The sequence below is a fragment of the Paenibacillus pectinilyticus genome (genome assembly GCF_001700435.1).
Classification (GTDB): Bacteria; Bacillota; Bacilli; order Paenibacillales; family NBRC-103111; genus Paenibacillus_E; species Paenibacillus_E pectinilyticus.
Genome location: NZ_LYPC01000027.1, coordinates 674,433 through 690,330, shown reverse-complemented (window position 1 = coordinate 690,330; position 15,898 = coordinate 674,433). Strand labels below are relative to the sequence as shown.

Sequence of the window (15,898 nt, the reverse complement as noted above, 5' to 3'; positions counted from 1 at the left end):
TAGATTTAGAGTAAGTCTATTTTAACAGATTTCACAGATGATACTACCGTTGAAATTTAATCTGGATGTGCGCTTTTTTAAGATGTAAGAAACAACGCCACCCTTACAGATGTCGTTGTCAGAAGAAATCGTACTTATTGGGGGACCTGATCAACAGGAAAATACACTGTATACGTCTCATCCTTGATTTCATAGAGAGGAATAAAGCGAATTCCTTTGTCTTGCCCCTTCGTTCGATAATAGCCCACATTCCACCAACTGTGGTTTCGCTCACGGTCTGCTACGAGCATAGTTTCTGGCAATGATGGGTTGCCAACCAATCGATGTTCACAATCAATCAACCCTGCTAATACAATCGGGCCATCCATAAAAGATACCATGTCTTCTGCACCAGGAAGAGGCTCCGTTGTCAAAGACTTAGGAAACTCAATCTGCACGATATCCCCGTTGCTCCAAGCTTTTCGAATCGCAATGAATGATTTTGATCTTACTAGATCAGTCAGATGAACACCATTCACGTAGATAATGGGCTCATCTTTCACCCATTTTGGTACTCTAAGCTTTAATGTAAATTCAGTATCCGTGTCACAAGTAATCGTCAAACTATACGTAAATCGATCAGGTCGATGTACAGGGATTGGCGGCATATCAATTTTCGTTATAGCTGTCATTCCCGTAACATTCCAATTGTTTAAAGGATATATGCCATATTGCCCGTCCTGCTTTAGACTTATGGTAATTGAGGTCTCATCTAGCTTCAGATTAACTTTAGCTGGAAGCCACTGGCACACGGCAACTCCCTCTTTATCTTTCATGAAAATTTGCTGATCGTAAGAGGCATTTGCTTGCACAAGCGTACCATGGCAGCACCAGAAGTGCTGAGTAGCGGATCCCCACTTTTTATGACTCCCTGCACCAATCCCCAGAAAATACGAGATCATGCCTGTATCGCCATGCTGTTGTGCAAGAACTCCATTATAGAATCTTCTCTCCCAATAGTCCGCATATTCTGGCTCTCCGGTCCATCTAAGCAGTACATGAGCAAGCCGCATCATATTGTAGTTAACGCAGTGCTCCTGACCTACGCCCATCCTTTCCGCCATTTGACCCATAGGCACCCATAATTCACCATCATCTCCAGCGCCCGTGCAATAGTATCCTCTATGCGTAACCGCGCATCTCCAGAACGCCTCCACGACCTCTCGGAACCGCACTTCTCCTGTTACTTCCCATGCTCTTGCAGCACCTAAAATTTCAGGAATTTGCGTATTCGCATGTTTATTCGTCAATACATCTTGTCCCGTTATTAAAGCGTCAAAAAACCGACGGCGATCGTATCGATGGATTAATTCAAGATGTGTTTCATCACGAGTTAATCCATATAGATCTGCCCATACCTCCAACATGCCGCCAGTTTCTAAATCGAGGAGATCATCCATTTGCTCGCGGCTAAACTGCCCCGTCCAGCGGTAAAACCAAGAAGCTAAACCATGCATTAATTCGAGCGCTTGTTTATTTTGACCAATTGCATACATGTCGTGTAGTCCCATCAAAAGCTTGTGAATCGTATAATGCGGAGCCCACACATACTTTCCTTTGGCAATTCTGTTCATGTAAGACTCTGGGAAAGCGGCAAGCCACTCCCCTCCATTCGCCTCCTGACACCGGGCCAATTCCTGGACGATACAATCCGCTTTTGCTTTAACCAGCAAATCTTCAGTTTGCGCATAGATGCGTGCTGCCGCAGATAACCAGTGACCCATCATATGTCCTCTCAACTCGCATGTCGGAGACTCCCATCCCCAATGCCAATGTTCGGGTCCGTCCATGCTCGTAGTAGTTGCGCTCGTGGTTCCGCCATTTCCACTGTAAGACCACAAGCCCGCTTCCAAATAGAAATTACGAAGTAAATTTTCATTGGTTAAGCTTAAGATATACTTTTTATTCAGCTCGAAGCGAGCTTTTAATGGTCCCGCGGACAATCGAATCTGTCCTGAGGGAAATTCTTTCATTTTAGTTGAGTTCAAAGATATACCTCCATTTTTTTATATGTTAATAACATTTTAAACTCAATAATCATTGAGAAGAATGCACAAAACAATAGTTTACATATACTTTCTTTGGGTATACGCTAGAATTAATTTCTGTAGAGGAGGAATGAAAAATAGATTCGTTCGTTTATCTAACTGGTGACCGTTTTCCTATGGTAAGAGATATCGGTTGGAATCAGGTTAACGATATATATACCCATCACGATCGCATATTGGATTTCGATGTTTTTGTTTTTGTGACCAAAGGCAGCATGCAAGTTGTTGAGGGAACTACAGAATATATCATTAATGAGAAGGAACATTTATTTTTGAAAAAAGGACTTCATCATTGGGGACGTCCTGAAACGTTACCAGGAACTTCATGGTTTTGGGTACACTTTAATTCACCTACAAACGACTACTCTACCTATAAAGAACAATCTCCTTTACCCGAAATTGATTTCTTTTATCCCGATCACTATGCCTACCGATTCCCAATGCCGAAGTATGGAACGTCCCCTTTTCATCGGACATTAGAAAACAGATTACAATTGTTAGTCGAGGACTTTGGCAAACCAACGGAACATGGTATGGTCCAGCTAAGCCTCCAAGTCTATCAGTTGTTTTTGGAACTTCATAAAGCGACAACAAAAGCATGGAGCAAATCTACAGAAAACGTAGGCAAAGGGGAAGCTGTTGCTGGCCGCGTTATGACTTATCTTAAACAGCATACGAACGAGGATTTTGATTCTGAACAACTAAGCAGCCACTTGAAGTTAAATTATAGTTACGTATCCGCGACTTTTAAATCTCAAGCAGGCCTTAGCATCATTGAAGCTCATACAAAGTTAAGAATTAACCAAGCGATCGATTGGATGCGAAACACTTCTCTTAATGTATCTGAGATTAGCGAGAGATTAGGTTATAAAAATCCTTACTATTTCAGCAGAGTCTTTAAGAAAGTAATAGGTCAATCTCCTTCTGCTTATATGAGTCATTTCTACAAATCAAAGTAACGCCGATATATTTCTTTGCCATTTGGGAGTATGACTGTTCTGCGTAATATAAATTAAAAAGAACCCCTCGTAAGGGGTTCTAGATGATTAGATCCAAGCTCTTAGAATCAAGATTTGATTACACTCAGCGCTCTAATAAATCTGGCGAATACCACAGCTACCTCAGCGCGAGTAGCATTCGTTTTTGGGTCAAAGTATCCACCCGTCTTGCCGATCAGGATACCTGCCTCCGCTATAGCGTCTACAGCCTCTTTAGCCCATGGGCTCACGCTTTTGCCATCGGTAAATACTGTTGCTGATAAATTACTTAGCTTATAACCCTTACTTACCAAATAGTTGTACAGCATGATAGCCATCTGCTCGCGAGTAATGCTGTCGTTAGGGCTGAACCAATCATGACTCGTTCCGTTGATAATGCCGTTTTTGGCCGCCCAGGTATCGTCCACTTTTGCTGTCGTTAGATGTATACTGATTACTTTTCTTCCATTACTCAATGCAGATCGGAAGATTGTGGACAGATCGACAGAAAGGTTTTCTTCACCAGTTGATGTCACAATTTTGGTTACAATTGGAGATCCGACCACTTCGTTAAGACGATTATTATATGTGACATTGGTTACCGTCCATTGTGTGCTATCACTACGCAAAGTCGATTCGGCTTCGGTAAACACTAACTCATTTGGCGCATGCGATTTTCTAAAGCTCAAAACCATGTTCATATCGTCTATATCAAATCTATTACCCCGACTTTTATATATTCAATTTCTAACATCCCCCTTATTACATTTAAAATTAACCTTCATTTATTAATGCGCTTTCAAATAGTACCATAAACAAATCACGTTACCTATGTGGTTTTTTAAGCATGAACCGCTGTATTTTAAGAAAATATTCATTAATGCGAAAGCTTATTTCACCACTGCTAATTCCTCTTGATCAATAGTCAAAAAACATGGTTTTCGTTAAATATTAATGATGCTCCTCCGATGAAGCTAGTTATATGATTAAATCGGGAGGTGAACTTTTAGTTCTGTTTTAATATTCATTGTTCAGAATAAAAAAATAAAAATTTGGAGGTAATTTTGTTATGAGTAAAGTTAAAAGTAAGCTTTCAGCATTATCCCTTTCTTTAGTCATTGCGAGTAGTGTAGGAATCCTGCCTAATATTGCTGATGCAACGGCAACACTCCCAACACTTCCAACGCAAAAACATAACCTTGATGTTTCAGTGCCTGCCGGTGCAACAACTAGTACAATTCAAAATGCAATTAACAGCGCTTCCAGTGCGGGAGGCGGAACCGTTACCCTAGCTTCAGGTGAATATAATATTACTGCAGCAATTGTTTTAAAAAGTAATGTTACACTCGATGGGGCTGGGAAAAATTTAACTGTTCTTAAACGAAATGCTAGTAATAATCTAGGTGCAAATGGCGTATTAACAACCTCCACATCAGGAGGGGTTAGTAACATCATCGTTAAAGAGCTAGGAATAGATGGTAATAGTTTTATCGACCCTGATACGAATCCTGATCATGACAGCATTACAAATTATGGTGCATTAATTCAAGGACCGGACAATTCCAACGATAAGATTTTATTTGATAATTTTAAAATTAAAAATGCTACAATGGGTTTGCACATTAAAGGAAGCACGAATGTAACAATCCAGAACAGCGACTTCAATAACAATGGAGGGTCCTATCAATATTGGCATAACATGTATTTAAGAAGGGTTTCTAAAGTATTGGTAAAAAACAATGTAATGAGCTTTTCTACATCGGGCAATGGTCTAAATATTTCATATTCGGATAATATTACGATTGATTCAAACAATGTGTACAATAACTATTTCCGGGGAATACGTGTTGCAGATAGCAGCTACATTGATACCATTAACAATAACGTACACGATAATCTAACAGGCGATGGAATTATATACAACAGTGAAGTTACAGGTGTAACGAACTTTAAAATCAATTCTAATACTGTCACAAATAATGGCGGATATGGAATTTTAGTAAATAGTAGCAGTTCAAACGGTGAAGTGAAGAGTAATATAAATGGGGGCGGAAATGTAAGCGGATTCACAAAGATCGATGGATCCAATGTTGTTGTACAATAAGGCTTCTAGCAATGGATTCGGAGGGGGCGGCTTGCCCCCTCACACGTACAGGTAATGAAAAGCCAACTGACACAAGAAGCGGTACAAAAAGAGGACATACTTCAACTATTGGATGAATCCTCAGTGCTCATTGGAGACGAAGAAAAGCCGCTATCATAAAATGATCGCGGCTTTTCTTTACTTTTATTTTATTGCTTTGATTATTGCCGATTGAATATAATTATCTACATTGGCGCCAGGCACCCAATCCTTAATAAATTCCCGAGAATCGTCTTTCGGTTCAACAACAATGTTTTGAAATCCGCTTCTTTGCAGGAATACCATGACTTCATCAATTGTTGATGCCCCCGATACGCAACTTGCGATTGAATTAAAGTCACTTTTTAACTCTGTTGGAAGTTCGGAAGTCATTACTACATCGGAAATCGCTAAACGTCCGCCTGGTTTTAATACCCGAAAAGCTTCATTAAACACTTGCTGTTTATCAGGTGACAAATTAATAACGCAATTTGAAATAATTACATCAATCGAATCGTTCAATATCGGCAAATGCTCAATTTCTCCGAGACGAAACTCTACATTTTCATATCCATGTTTATAAGTATTTTGACGTGCACGACTAATCATCTCTGGTGTCATATCAACTCCATAAACTTTACCCGTTTCTCCAACTTGTTTAGATGCCAAAAACACATCAAAACCGGCGCCACTCCCTAAATCTAGAACAACTTCACCCAATGTTAGTGAGGCGATTGCTTGAGGATTTCCGCAACCTAACCCGAGATTCGCTCCACTTGGAACAACATTAAGCTCTTCATTTGAGTAGCCTAATTTTGAAGATACCTCATCGGGAGTGCTACAGCAGCTAGTTGCTGGTGTAGCGGAGGAGCAACAACTTGCACTAGGAATGCTCTCGATTGCAATCTGTTTATAACGATTGCGAACATGTTGACGTACCTCATCATTTTGAACCTGACTCATGGATCATCTCTCCTTTGTTATATCAAGAAATATTGATTAATACTTCATTTAAAAACCCACCTATGTGGGTTACGATCAACAACCGCTTGATTGATTTTCGCTTTTTCGGAAGATACAGCATAATTCTGATGAAAGCAACCGGTTAACCTCTACGTGATTTAATTCATAATAACTCCAAGTCCCTTTGGTCTCTTTCGTGATCAGATTAGCATCAAGCAATATCTTCAAATGGTACGATAATTTTGACTGCGGCATATTTACAATGTCAACCAAATCACAAACGCAGACACTTCCTTTTTGAGTAAGCTCATACATGATTTGCAACCGTTTCTGATCTGCTAAAGCTTTAAACTGGAGTTCGTATTTTGAAAAGTCAACTTGACTCTCAACACTCGAAAAAACAGGAATCTCTTTAATCACTTTTAATTCCCCCTTTAGCAACAAGCTGGACAGCAGGCCAATTGCTCTATGGAACAATCCTAGGAAATTGCAGCTTATCTGGCAACTTTATTTGATATTTGCCCATATTCATGAGCCGCTATATTAAATCAACTTTATTTGATTAACTTATCTTAACATATTTTAATTGGAAAATCCAAGTATTAAATCAATTTATTTTGATTTAATTTATTTACCTTATGATTCACAGAAAATATATAATCAAATAATTATATAATCATTTACAAATCAATATGAAGCTGAGATAATGATGAACAAACCTGTTCGTCATTAACATGCATAACTGAATATGCCACTTTAAAGGAGCGTGTAATTTTGCCCGATATTGAACAATTATCTGACGTATGTAAGCTGCTTGGAGACAAAATGAGATTGACGATTCTCTCTCTGCTCAAAGAACGTGAGCTATGTGTATATGAGCTTGTTGAACTCTTACAAACCAGTCAGCCCAATGTGAGTCAGCATATGCGAAAATTGAAAGCCGGCGGTTTAGTTAAAGAAGCTAAAAAGGGTCAATGGGTATTCTATTCATTGCATATTGAAGATAAACCCTTTCTGAACGAGTTTTTTCAGCACCTGCCATCTCAAAAAGTAAAAGTGGATGCCGTATCTTGCGTAGATCTAAATTGTTGTGATTAGGGGGAGCCATGACTTACATTGCGGTACTTATTTTTCTTATTACGTTAACTTTTGTTATTTGGCAGCCTAAGGGCCTCAATATCGGATGGTCATCATCCGCTGGCGCTATCCTAGCTCTTATCTTCCAAGTCGTGTCTTTCCACGATGTACTGACGGTTACATCCATTGTTTGGAACGCTACGCTCGCTTTTGTCGCAATTATTCTCATTTCCTTAATCTTAGACAATATCGGATTTTTTGAATGGGCTGCCTTGCATATGGCGAAGATTGCAAAAGGAAATGGACGGCTCATGTTTGTGTACGTCATTTTATTAGGCGCGGCTGTGGCTGCATTTTTCGCAAATGATGGTGCAGCGTTAATTCTAACGCCAATTGTATTAGCAATGGTCCGAGCATTGAAGCTGCCAGATAAAATGATTTTGCCTTTCATCATGGCAAGTGGTTTCATTGCAGATACAACTTCTTTGCCTTTGATTGTCAGTAACTTAGTGAACATTGTATCGGCGGACTTCTTCGGCATCGACTTTGTCACTTATGCAAGCCGCATGATTGTTACGAGCCTATTTTCATTAGCTGCAAGCCTGGTGGTCTTGTATGTTTTCTTCAAAAAGGACATTCCTACGAGTTACGATATAAAGCAATTAAAACAACCTTCAAATGCCATCAAAGATCTTAAGCTTTTCAAAATGTCATGGGTTATCCTTGGCATCCTTCTCGTTGCGTATGTAAGCAGCGGATTTATAAAAATTCCTGTTTCCATCATCGCAGGAGTCGTAGCACTGATCTTCATATTTATGGCTAGATCCAGTAAAGTGATCGAAACAAAACAAGTGATCAAAGATGCTCCTTGGGCTGTCGTCATATTCTCTATCGGCATGTATGTCGTCGTTTATGGCCTTAAAAACGTCGGTCTCACCGATGCCCTCGGAACGATGGTAGAGAACTTAGCAGGGAGAGGATTATTTGTTACAACAGTAGGAATGGGTTTCTTGTCGGCTATTTTATCTTCCATAATGAATAACATGCCGACGGTTATGATTAATGCTCTTGCCATCAAAGGTACAATTACAGACGGTATTATACGAGAAGCACTGATTTACGCCAATGTTGTTGGAAGCGATCTTGGACCTAAGATAACACCTATCGGGTCACTAGCAACCCTTTTATGGCTTCATGTTCTATCTACGAAAGGTGTCAAAATCACATGGGGCAATTATTTTAAGACAGGTGTCATCCTAACTGTTCCAACACTTTTAATTACCCTTACTGGGCTTTATTTATGGCTTCACGTAATTAATACAACAAGCGTAAATATTTGGTTGTTAATCGTTGCGATTGCAGTTGTTGTAGTAATCGCGGCGCTAATTATAAAAGTTACTTTGGGAACAAAACAAAAGAATAAAGGACATCAAGGTGGCATTTAGCCTAAAATGTTCCTCAAAAAAAAGGAGAAATGAAATCGTGGATAACAAAAAACCTTTAGTTTATTTTCTTTGCACAGGAAACTCTTGCCGTAGCCAAATCGCTGACGGCTATTTGAAAGCTTTGGGTGGGGAAAAATATGAAGTAAAAAGTGCCGGCTTGGAAGCCCACGGATTAAACCCACGTGCAGTGGCAACGATGAAAGAAGATGGTGTCGACATCTCCAACCATACCTCTGATGTAATTGATCCTGAAGTTTTGGCTGGGGCTGATTACATCATTACTTTATGTGGTCATGCTAATGACAACTGCCCCGTTGTTCGGAATGACAAAGCCGAAAGATGGCATTGGGGTTTTGACGACCCTGCAAAAGCAACTGGCACAGAAGAAGAAATTACCGCAAAATTCAATGAAGTGCGTGAATCCATTAAGAGACGAATCGAACAATTTGTGAAGGAAGGCAAGTAATATGATCAAAAGAATACTGCCCTTTTAAGGCTACCAACCTACAGGCTAAATAAATAATCCAGTAATATTTTCAACTGAACATTTTCTGCACATAAATTGAGAAGGCAGCCGTCCAATTGGGGCAGCTGCCTTTTCAATTTATTATTTAACTCTCAATATTCGTTAGAATTCACCGTCAGTCGAACATTTGTCCGTCTGACGGTTTTTTCAATAGAACTCTATTAACAGTGGGAACGGGCAAACAGCCTCGTTAATTACTTTTACGTTCTGCTAACACGAGGAGCTCTATTACTTTATTTAATGGTATTGCGTGTAAGCAAACAAATTACGATGCATCTGCTTTATATGCGCCTCTATATGCTCAGGATAGACATGATTTACAAGGAACGAAAGCGTGAACTCATATCCTGGTGGTACTTCCTGCAACGGCGTGATCGGCAAATCCATTTGCTCATCCGTAATGGAGCCTAGCTCTTGTCGAATAAAGGGGATTGACTCTTTGATACGACCTAACATGTCGGAAAGTTCTCTTTCATTCGCTTTATCAACAGCTGCCTTGCGAACGGCCCATTCCTCAAGCGCTCTACCGAATCGACGCGAAGGATTAGCAATCAGTTCTTTAATCTGTGGGAGCCAAAAATAATTCACTTCTTCGACATGGGCGATCATTTGGCGGATGGACCAGTATTCATTAGAGCCAACTGGAGAAAATAATTTCCAATTCAATTGTTCCTCCGTCAAGCTGTCAATGAGAGTTAGCATTTCAGCCAGGTGTTTTTCAAACTCTGATAAAGTCTGTTCAATTTTACTCATTTATAACACCTCCAAATGCATTCGCAAACCTCATCTATAACTTGAGTGTAATTAGAGCAGCAAAGCCCGAAGTCCTGACCTGCTGCGTATGATGATCACCGGCTTTTTACTTTTTCAAGGTCTTTTCTGATCATTTATTGCTTCAACTGTGCAAGCCGCCGCATGCCGGCTGTCGTTCCGCCATCCACGAGAAGGTCCGTACCAGTAATGTAGGAAGCGTTACTGCTACATAAGAACTGGACGGCTGAAGCGATCTCGTCTGCCTCTCCTTCTCGGCCGAGCGGCGTATTGGCTAATAACACCTTCATCGCTTCTTGTTTGGATGCCTCTTGTCTTCCCATAGGCGTGTTGATCGTTCCTGGTGAGAGAGACACGATCCGAGCGCCTTTCTGACCCCATTCCATTGCTTGGTCTTCCACCATCAGCAATACGCCTAGCTTAGAGAACGCGTAAGCAGCTTCAGAACTACCCGCAATCTGCTCCATTTGATTCAGGAACTCAGGTTCAAGTGGATGGGTGAGAATCGAGTTGTACGCTGCATTTCGCGGAACCATGTGACCGCCATTTGACGCGATACATACGGCAACAGTTTCCTGCGTAGCAAGCGGCAGAAATGCTTTCAAGATAAGACCTGTACCTATGGAATTGACTTCAAGAATCCGGCGTGGTTCTCCCATAGTTGGCGACAACCCCGCTGTGTGAATGATGGCTCCCAGTTCTCCGATTTCCCCTGTTATCGTGGCCAGTTCATTCACCTGTTGTTCATCTGTAATATCTACTTTGCGGGTTGTTACGGATGTGATTCCCTCTATAGCTAGTTCATTGACGGTTTGAATCAGACGTTCTTCGTTGACATCAACCAACAATAAATGACCTTGATGGCCGAAACGACGAGCAATTGCTTTTCCCATGCCACCTGTACCGCCAGTAATCACATATACTTTATTCATGTATTTTTGCCTCCAAAGATGATTTTGTGTTGAATAATACTGGAACTGTCCTGCTGGTTAGTTACTGGTTAGTTACTATTTCGTTCTGCCACTTTTTTAGCTAAATGTTTAATATGTCCTCCAGAGTTCATTACATCGATCAGAAAAGGTGAAAACTCTTTACACGCAATTGTCGTACTCTTGGTCTTATTGACAACTACTGAATTATTAATATCAACTTCTATTTCATCTCCCATATCAACGCCATCCAACACACCAGGGCATTCAACTAGATAGGCAACGCCAGTCATAAGTGCAATTTGCAACAATTGTGTCGAGAAACTCTCTGCTACAATACACTTAATTCCTAATACACCTATAGCCACCATAAAAGCGCCGTGCACTTTTCCAAATCCGAAGTTTTTCCCGCCAATCAAGATATCTCCTTGCTTTACTAGTGGGGCAATTTCCTGATTAATACCCGACATAAATTTTGCTGCAATCTCCGTTGGCGGTAGGGCATCCATCCCCAAATACCATCCCATAGCTGTATCTAGATTTAAATTATCTCCCTGAAGAGTAATTGCATTTCCTTTAAATTGAATACTCATCTTATTCCTCCTTATAAAACTACCTTGATAAGCTTTGGAATTCTATTCTGTTAGTAGCCTATTGGATCTGTTATATAGCCTGTTATCGCTGAAGCTGCAATCGTTGCAGCACTTGCAAGATAGATATGAGCCTCTGTACTTCCTGAACGTCCGGGAACATTCAAGGTTTGCTGGGATAAACTTACTTCACCTGCGGCTAATGTACCTTGAACCCCGACGCATACATCACAAGAAGGCGCCATGATCTTTGCTCCTGCCTCAGCTAAAGTAGTTAGTATACCCTCTTTTGACGCTTGAATATAAACTCTCTGAGTAACCGGCGAAACAAGGAATCTGATGTCTCTATGAATCGTTTTACCTTTCAAAATGGTTGCTGCCGTTCTTAGATCATCCAAAGTACCACCTGCACAAGTACCTAGTAAGCATTGATCAATTTTGATATTACTTAATTGTGAGGCAGGTCTTGAAGTGAATATTTCTGGCGGACATGTTACCATCGAGACAAAGTCTGCAGCATGATACGATAATACTTGAGCATAAGAAGCATCATCATCACTTTTGATGGTTTGAACGTCTATATCGAAATTGTCTTTGTACCATAGTTGAGTCTTCTCATCTGATTGCATGATAGCTCCATCAGCACCGCAAAATCCAACACTGCCGCATAACACCATTCTCTGTTCAATATCCATTTGATCAATCGTGCTACCGGAAAACTCAATAATACTGTCAAATGCGCCGGCTGGACCAAGGTCATTTAAGACCTGAAACCAAATATCTCTACTCACAACATTGTGAGGTAGTGTGCCATTGATTTCTATTTTAATCGTGCTAGGTACACATATGGTTAGTTCGCCTAATGCAAACGCCTCCAAAACCATGCCACCTTTACGACCTCCGTTGGTATATAATGCTCCAACCCCTCCGGCAAGTGCTGCTTGCGGATCGGCATTAACGAATGCTCTTCCCGGAACGATATCGCCTTTTTCAATATTTACTACATGCCCAATTCCTTCACGATCGTATACTTTCTTAATACCCAGTTCTTCTGCCTTTGCACGTACAGATTTAAATAGTTCAACGTCCGCCGTCGATTGCGGAGGGGTATTATGATCACCATTGATAATCACATTCTCAGGCTTGGCAATTTTAGCACCTATCTTAGTTAAATGCTCATCGATGGCATGAGGAAAATTTAAACCTGTAAACGAATATCCGATCGGACCAATAAACTCTTTAATTACAATGTATTCACCGGGTACAACTTTTTCTTTACCGGCATGAAATGCAAGTATTTTTTCAGTTAATGTTTGTCCCATTGTTGGACTCTCCTTTCAATTATCAGCCTAGGATTTAATAACATATTTTTCTGCGATGCTTTTGATGCTATTGTCTTTTAACACGGATTTACGTACTTTGGTTTGATATAGGACATCTTGGCAAATTTGCATCGCTACATCGTCTGCAACGTCTTGGAAACCTAAAGAGATTAATTTGGATTTCGTTGAAAATAAACCGCTTGATGAACCAAGAAGAGTCTTTTGGTCATTTCCGAATACTTCCGCTTTGATCCCCTCAAATGCCCAAGGAGCAAAATGATTGATCTGATGATGCCCTTCATCTCCATGAGCAAATGTCCATTCCCCAACAATTGGTTTGTTGCGTTCTAGACGTTGTTTAGCAATATCCCCCACAAAGGATGACAATTCGTACATGTGATCTAGCTTTATCCCCGTATCCCTATCGTAAAGCAGGGCCGCTCCTGCAGCTACTTCAGCCAAGGCCGCGTTCCCAGCTCTTTCTCCCAATCCATTAATGCATACATCTATCATATCTGCTCCACACTCAATTGATGTGTATACGTTTGCCATGGCTTGCCCGAAATCATTATGACAATGAGCACAGATCTTTACATCTTTAAATTCATTTCTAAGAGTTGTCATTAGATATCGCCATGCAGCCATGCCGCTAGTTCCAACCGTATCTAGGAGTCTTATCCTCTCAGCGCCAGCTTCCACTGCTGTTCTATAGGCTTTCAGTAGTATTGGTAAGTCAGTCCTAGGACCGTCCATAGGATCAAAAGATACGCGGCCACCACGAGACACAAGATAAGCAATTTGTTCCCCTATGTGGTCAATCACTTGCTCAGGGGATGCTCCTCGATTTATTACGGCTCCATGAGGGGTCAGCAAAGTTAAAATATCAATGTAAGTAACTCCTAGTTCTAATGCTTCGTCTAATGGCTTTCTCCAATCTTTATCCTGTGTAGCAAGTAACACTTCTGTTTCCACATCGAGGTTTGCATCTTTAATTCCTTTCAAAATCTGCTTCAACTCTGTGATGTCTCTCGTTGTACCGATTTGAAAGAGCTTTGTTCCTGCATTTGCTGATTTTCTAATGATTTCCAACTTTTCTTCCGTAGTGAATCCAATAATGCTTCCCTGTGCCCCTTCACGTATCGTTGCGTCACACAGAACGAGCTCTTTTGCTAAATGTATTTGACTAATAACCTTCTGATCATAGTTATACGGACTTAACCGCATGTTATCATTCTGAAATTTTTCGTTTAATCCATTGCTCATGTTATACCCCTCCAAATGATAGCGTTTTCTTTAAACTCTTTATGAAGCATCTCTACATCTGTATATTATATTTCTTCAACTCTGATTAAAATAATTACTTTTAATTATATTTATTGCTTTGAGAAGCATGATTTCTAGGAATATTGAGAATATCTAATTATAATTAATTATATTCTTGATGTTTTTTAATCCAAATTAACTATTGCTAAATAGTTATAATCATCGTATTATTTTGAACACATTAAGGTTTTGTAGAAATTAAGAGGTGACGATTATGCTTGATTCTGAAGATTATAAAAAAATTAATATATTCAAGGATTTTGTTAATAGATACCACTTTAAAGATTCTGAGTTCACGGGATTCCGTAAAAGAGTATCCATAGCTTTAGGTGAAATCCTTCATTACCATCATGTAATTTTCGGCTATATCGATTTTAAGGAAAGAAAGGAATTAAGCCTGAATATTGCCGTTCACAATATTAAGCTTGATTTGATTCAAAAACTTTTTAACTCCACTTTTCTTCAGGATCAAATACTAAATTCAAAAAATGACATCCTTATATTGAGCGAAACTGAAAACTATAAAAAAAGAATTATTTATAAACAGTTGTTGAATGAGTATAATTATAGCGATTTTATGCTATTCTTCTTGCGTGTTGATCATGTTTATAATGGGTATATCATTCTTTTTAAGGATAAATCCCAAAAAACATTTACAAAAACTGATAAAGATATTATTGCAAATACGAAAGACTACATTAGCATTGAATATTACAACTACTTATCCTATTTAAAACTCAAAAGTTTAAATGATCTTCTTATTAATCAAACGAACTATTTTCCAATTGGCATTATTATAATGAAAGACCGTCTAAGTTTTTCTTATGCGAATGAAACGGCAAGAATATACATGGAGGAAATAGGAATTTCTAGCCAGAAATTTTTCGGGGTATTTTATAACAGTTATATCTTATCCGAGGTTAATTTTGATATGAATAGTTTAGGAAAGAAGCATACGATCAGATATAAAAATTTCATTTTTAGTATCGTTCCTCTGAATCCTTTTACTGATAGTAACAGTATTGATTTAGAAAAATTCAAGCATAGTCTAGATCACACCAAATTATTTAACAAAGCTCCCGATATTACCAGCTACATCTATGTACTTAAGGATGAATTGACCTCCTTGAGGTTAGATAAAGATTCTTATGATGAATACTCCTTTTCGAAAAGAGAAAGAGAAATTATTGATTTGCTTCTATTAGGAAATGATAACAAACAAATTTCCCAACAACTTGGCATCAGCATTAATACGGTTAGAGTTCACATGCAAAAGATATATAGGAAAACAGATGCCACGAATATGGCAGAGTTATTATTTAAGATAAAGAAAGATTAATAATCATTGGGACCCAGCATCCGATTAAGTTGCAATAGGAAATCAAAAAAAACTAAAATATAGTCCTTCAATTACTGTATTGGACGCATTAAAACTATCGACAATATCATTATTATCCTCCCCGTTATTTCAACAGACAAGGTAGCCAATCAGTGCCGGCTGCCTTATTTAGTTATTGAACTAAACATTCCAAAATCTAAAAGATAATTGTCTTGGTGAATCTACGAAAATAGCCTATTCTATTACTAGTGTTTCTGTTTCAATGGATTCAAATGTGCACTTATCACATTTTTGATTAATAAACCATTCCAAATTTCTCCATCATACCTAATCATGTCAAATCCGAGCATAGCATTTTCAAATCTTCTGCTACTGAATTTCGTAGTTGGTTGAACAAAACAAAAAAAACACAAACACAAACACAAAA

The 15,898-nt window shown here is 39.3% G+C and carries 15 protein-coding genes; 6 read left to right on the top strand and 9 right to left on the bottom strand.

From position 1 onward, the window contains the following. Window positions 1–134 precede the first annotated feature (134 nt). A complete protein-coding gene (locus tag A8709_RS24775) occupies window positions 135–2,012 on the bottom strand; it encodes a beta-L-arabinofuranosidase domain-containing protein (protein ID WP_065857338.1) in 1,878 nt (625 codons plus the stop codon). A 191-nt stretch (window positions 2,013–2,203) separates the two neighbouring features. Between A8709_RS24775 and A8709_RS24770 the strand changes: the two genes are divergently transcribed. After that, a complete protein-coding gene (locus A8709_RS24770; protein WP_244163304.1) occupies window positions 2,204–3,046 on the top strand; it encodes a helix-turn-helix domain-containing protein in 843 nt (280 codons plus the stop codon). Between the two features lie 107 nt (window positions 3,047–3,153). Here the strand turns inward: A8709_RS24770 and A8709_RS24765 are convergent, their stop codons facing one another. After that, entirely contained in the window at window positions 3,154–3,753 is a 600-nt protein-coding gene (locus tag A8709_RS24765; protein WP_208607740.1) for an S-layer homology domain-containing protein, read from the bottom strand. Between the two features lie 380 nt (window positions 3,754–4,133). On the opposite strand from A8709_RS24765, the gene A8709_RS24760 reads away from it, so the two are divergent. Continuing rightward, complete coding sequence (locus tag A8709_RS24760; protein WP_065856172.1) at window positions 4,134–5,168, top strand: right-handed parallel beta-helix repeat-containing protein; 1,035 nt, start codon at window positions 4,134–4,136, stop codon at window positions 5,166–5,168. Window positions 5,169–5,351: 183 nt separating this feature from the next. On the opposite strand, the gene A8709_RS24755 is transcribed toward A8709_RS24760, so the two are convergent. Both A8709_RS24755 and A8709_RS24750 read right to left on the bottom strand, forming a co-directional pair. Further along, a complete protein-coding gene (locus A8709_RS24755) occupies window positions 5,352–6,149 on the bottom strand; it encodes an arsenite methyltransferase (RefSeq protein ID WP_065856170.1) in 798 nt (265 codons plus the stop codon). Between the two features lie 75 nt (window positions 6,150–6,224). Continuing rightward, window positions 6,225–6,566 (bottom strand): ArsR/SmtB family transcription factor, encoded by a 342-nt coding sequence (locus A8709_RS24750; protein WP_279615900.1) that lies wholly within the window; start codon window positions 6,564–6,566, stop codon window positions 6,225–6,227. Between the two features lie 357 nt (window positions 6,567–6,923). Between A8709_RS24750 and A8709_RS24745 the strand changes: the two genes are divergently transcribed. The 3 genes from A8709_RS24745 to arsC are packed head-to-tail and all read left to right on the top strand — an operon-like array spanning window position 6,924 to window position 9,137. Then, window positions 6,924–7,247 carry an ArsR/SmtB family transcription factor gene (locus A8709_RS24745; RefSeq protein ID WP_141692641.1) on the top strand — a complete coding sequence of 108 codons (324 nt, stop codon included), beginning with the start codon at window positions 6,924–6,926 and terminating at the stop codon, window positions 7,245–7,247. Window positions 7,248–7,255: 8 nt separating this feature from the next. Continuing rightward, window positions 7,256–8,671, top strand: coding sequence for an arsenic transporter (locus A8709_RS24740; protein ID WP_065856168.1), 1,416 nt, complete (start codon window positions 7,256–7,258; stop codon window positions 8,669–8,671). A 37-nt stretch (window positions 8,672–8,708) separates the two neighbouring features. Then, the gene (arsC, locus tag A8709_RS24735; protein ID WP_425262348.1) at window positions 8,709–9,137 is read left to right on the top strand and encodes an arsenate reductase (thioredoxin); all 429 of its coding nucleotides are present in this window, start codon (window positions 8,709–8,711) and stop codon (window positions 9,135–9,137) included. 297 nt (window positions 9,138–9,434) lie between these two features. On the opposite strand, the gene A8709_RS24730 is transcribed toward arsC, so the two are convergent. The 5 genes from A8709_RS24730 to A8709_RS24710 all read right to left on the bottom strand — a co-directional run bounded on the left by A8709_RS24730 (window position 9,435) and on the right by A8709_RS24710 (window position 14,072). Next, the gene (locus A8709_RS24730) at window positions 9,435–9,950 is read right to left on the bottom strand and encodes a DinB family protein (RefSeq protein ID WP_065856166.1); all 516 of its coding nucleotides are present in this window, start codon (window positions 9,948–9,950) and stop codon (window positions 9,435–9,437) included. A gap of 134 nt (window positions 9,951–10,084) precedes the next feature. Next, complete coding sequence (locus A8709_RS24725) at window positions 10,085–10,900, bottom strand: SDR family oxidoreductase (protein WP_065856165.1); 816 nt, start codon at window positions 10,898–10,900, stop codon at window positions 10,085–10,087. Window positions 10,901–10,968: 68 nt separating this feature from the next. Further along, window positions 10,969–11,490, bottom strand: coding sequence for a 3-isopropylmalate dehydratase small subunit (locus tag A8709_RS24720; RefSeq protein WP_065856163.1), 522 nt, complete (start codon window positions 11,488–11,490; stop codon window positions 10,969–10,971). Window positions 11,491–11,540: 50 nt separating this feature from the next. Further along, complete coding sequence (locus tag A8709_RS24715) at window positions 11,541–12,809, bottom strand: aconitase family protein (RefSeq protein ID WP_065856161.1); 1,269 nt, start codon at window positions 12,807–12,809, stop codon at window positions 11,541–11,543. 27 nt (window positions 12,810–12,836) lie between these two features. Beyond that, on the bottom strand, window positions 12,837–14,072 hold the full coding sequence (locus A8709_RS24710) for a LeuA family protein (protein WP_065856159.1): 1,236 nt from the start codon (window positions 14,070–14,072) through the stop codon (window positions 12,837–12,839). A 274-nt stretch (window positions 14,073–14,346) separates the two neighbouring features. Here A8709_RS24710 and A8709_RS35260 point away from each other — a divergent pair, with 274 nt between their 5' ends. Continuing rightward, window positions 14,347–15,471, top strand: a complete 1,125-nt coding sequence (locus A8709_RS35260) for a helix-turn-helix transcriptional regulator (protein WP_065856157.1) — start codon at window positions 14,347–14,349, stop codon at window positions 15,469–15,471. Window positions 15,472–15,898: the final 427 nt, after the last annotated feature.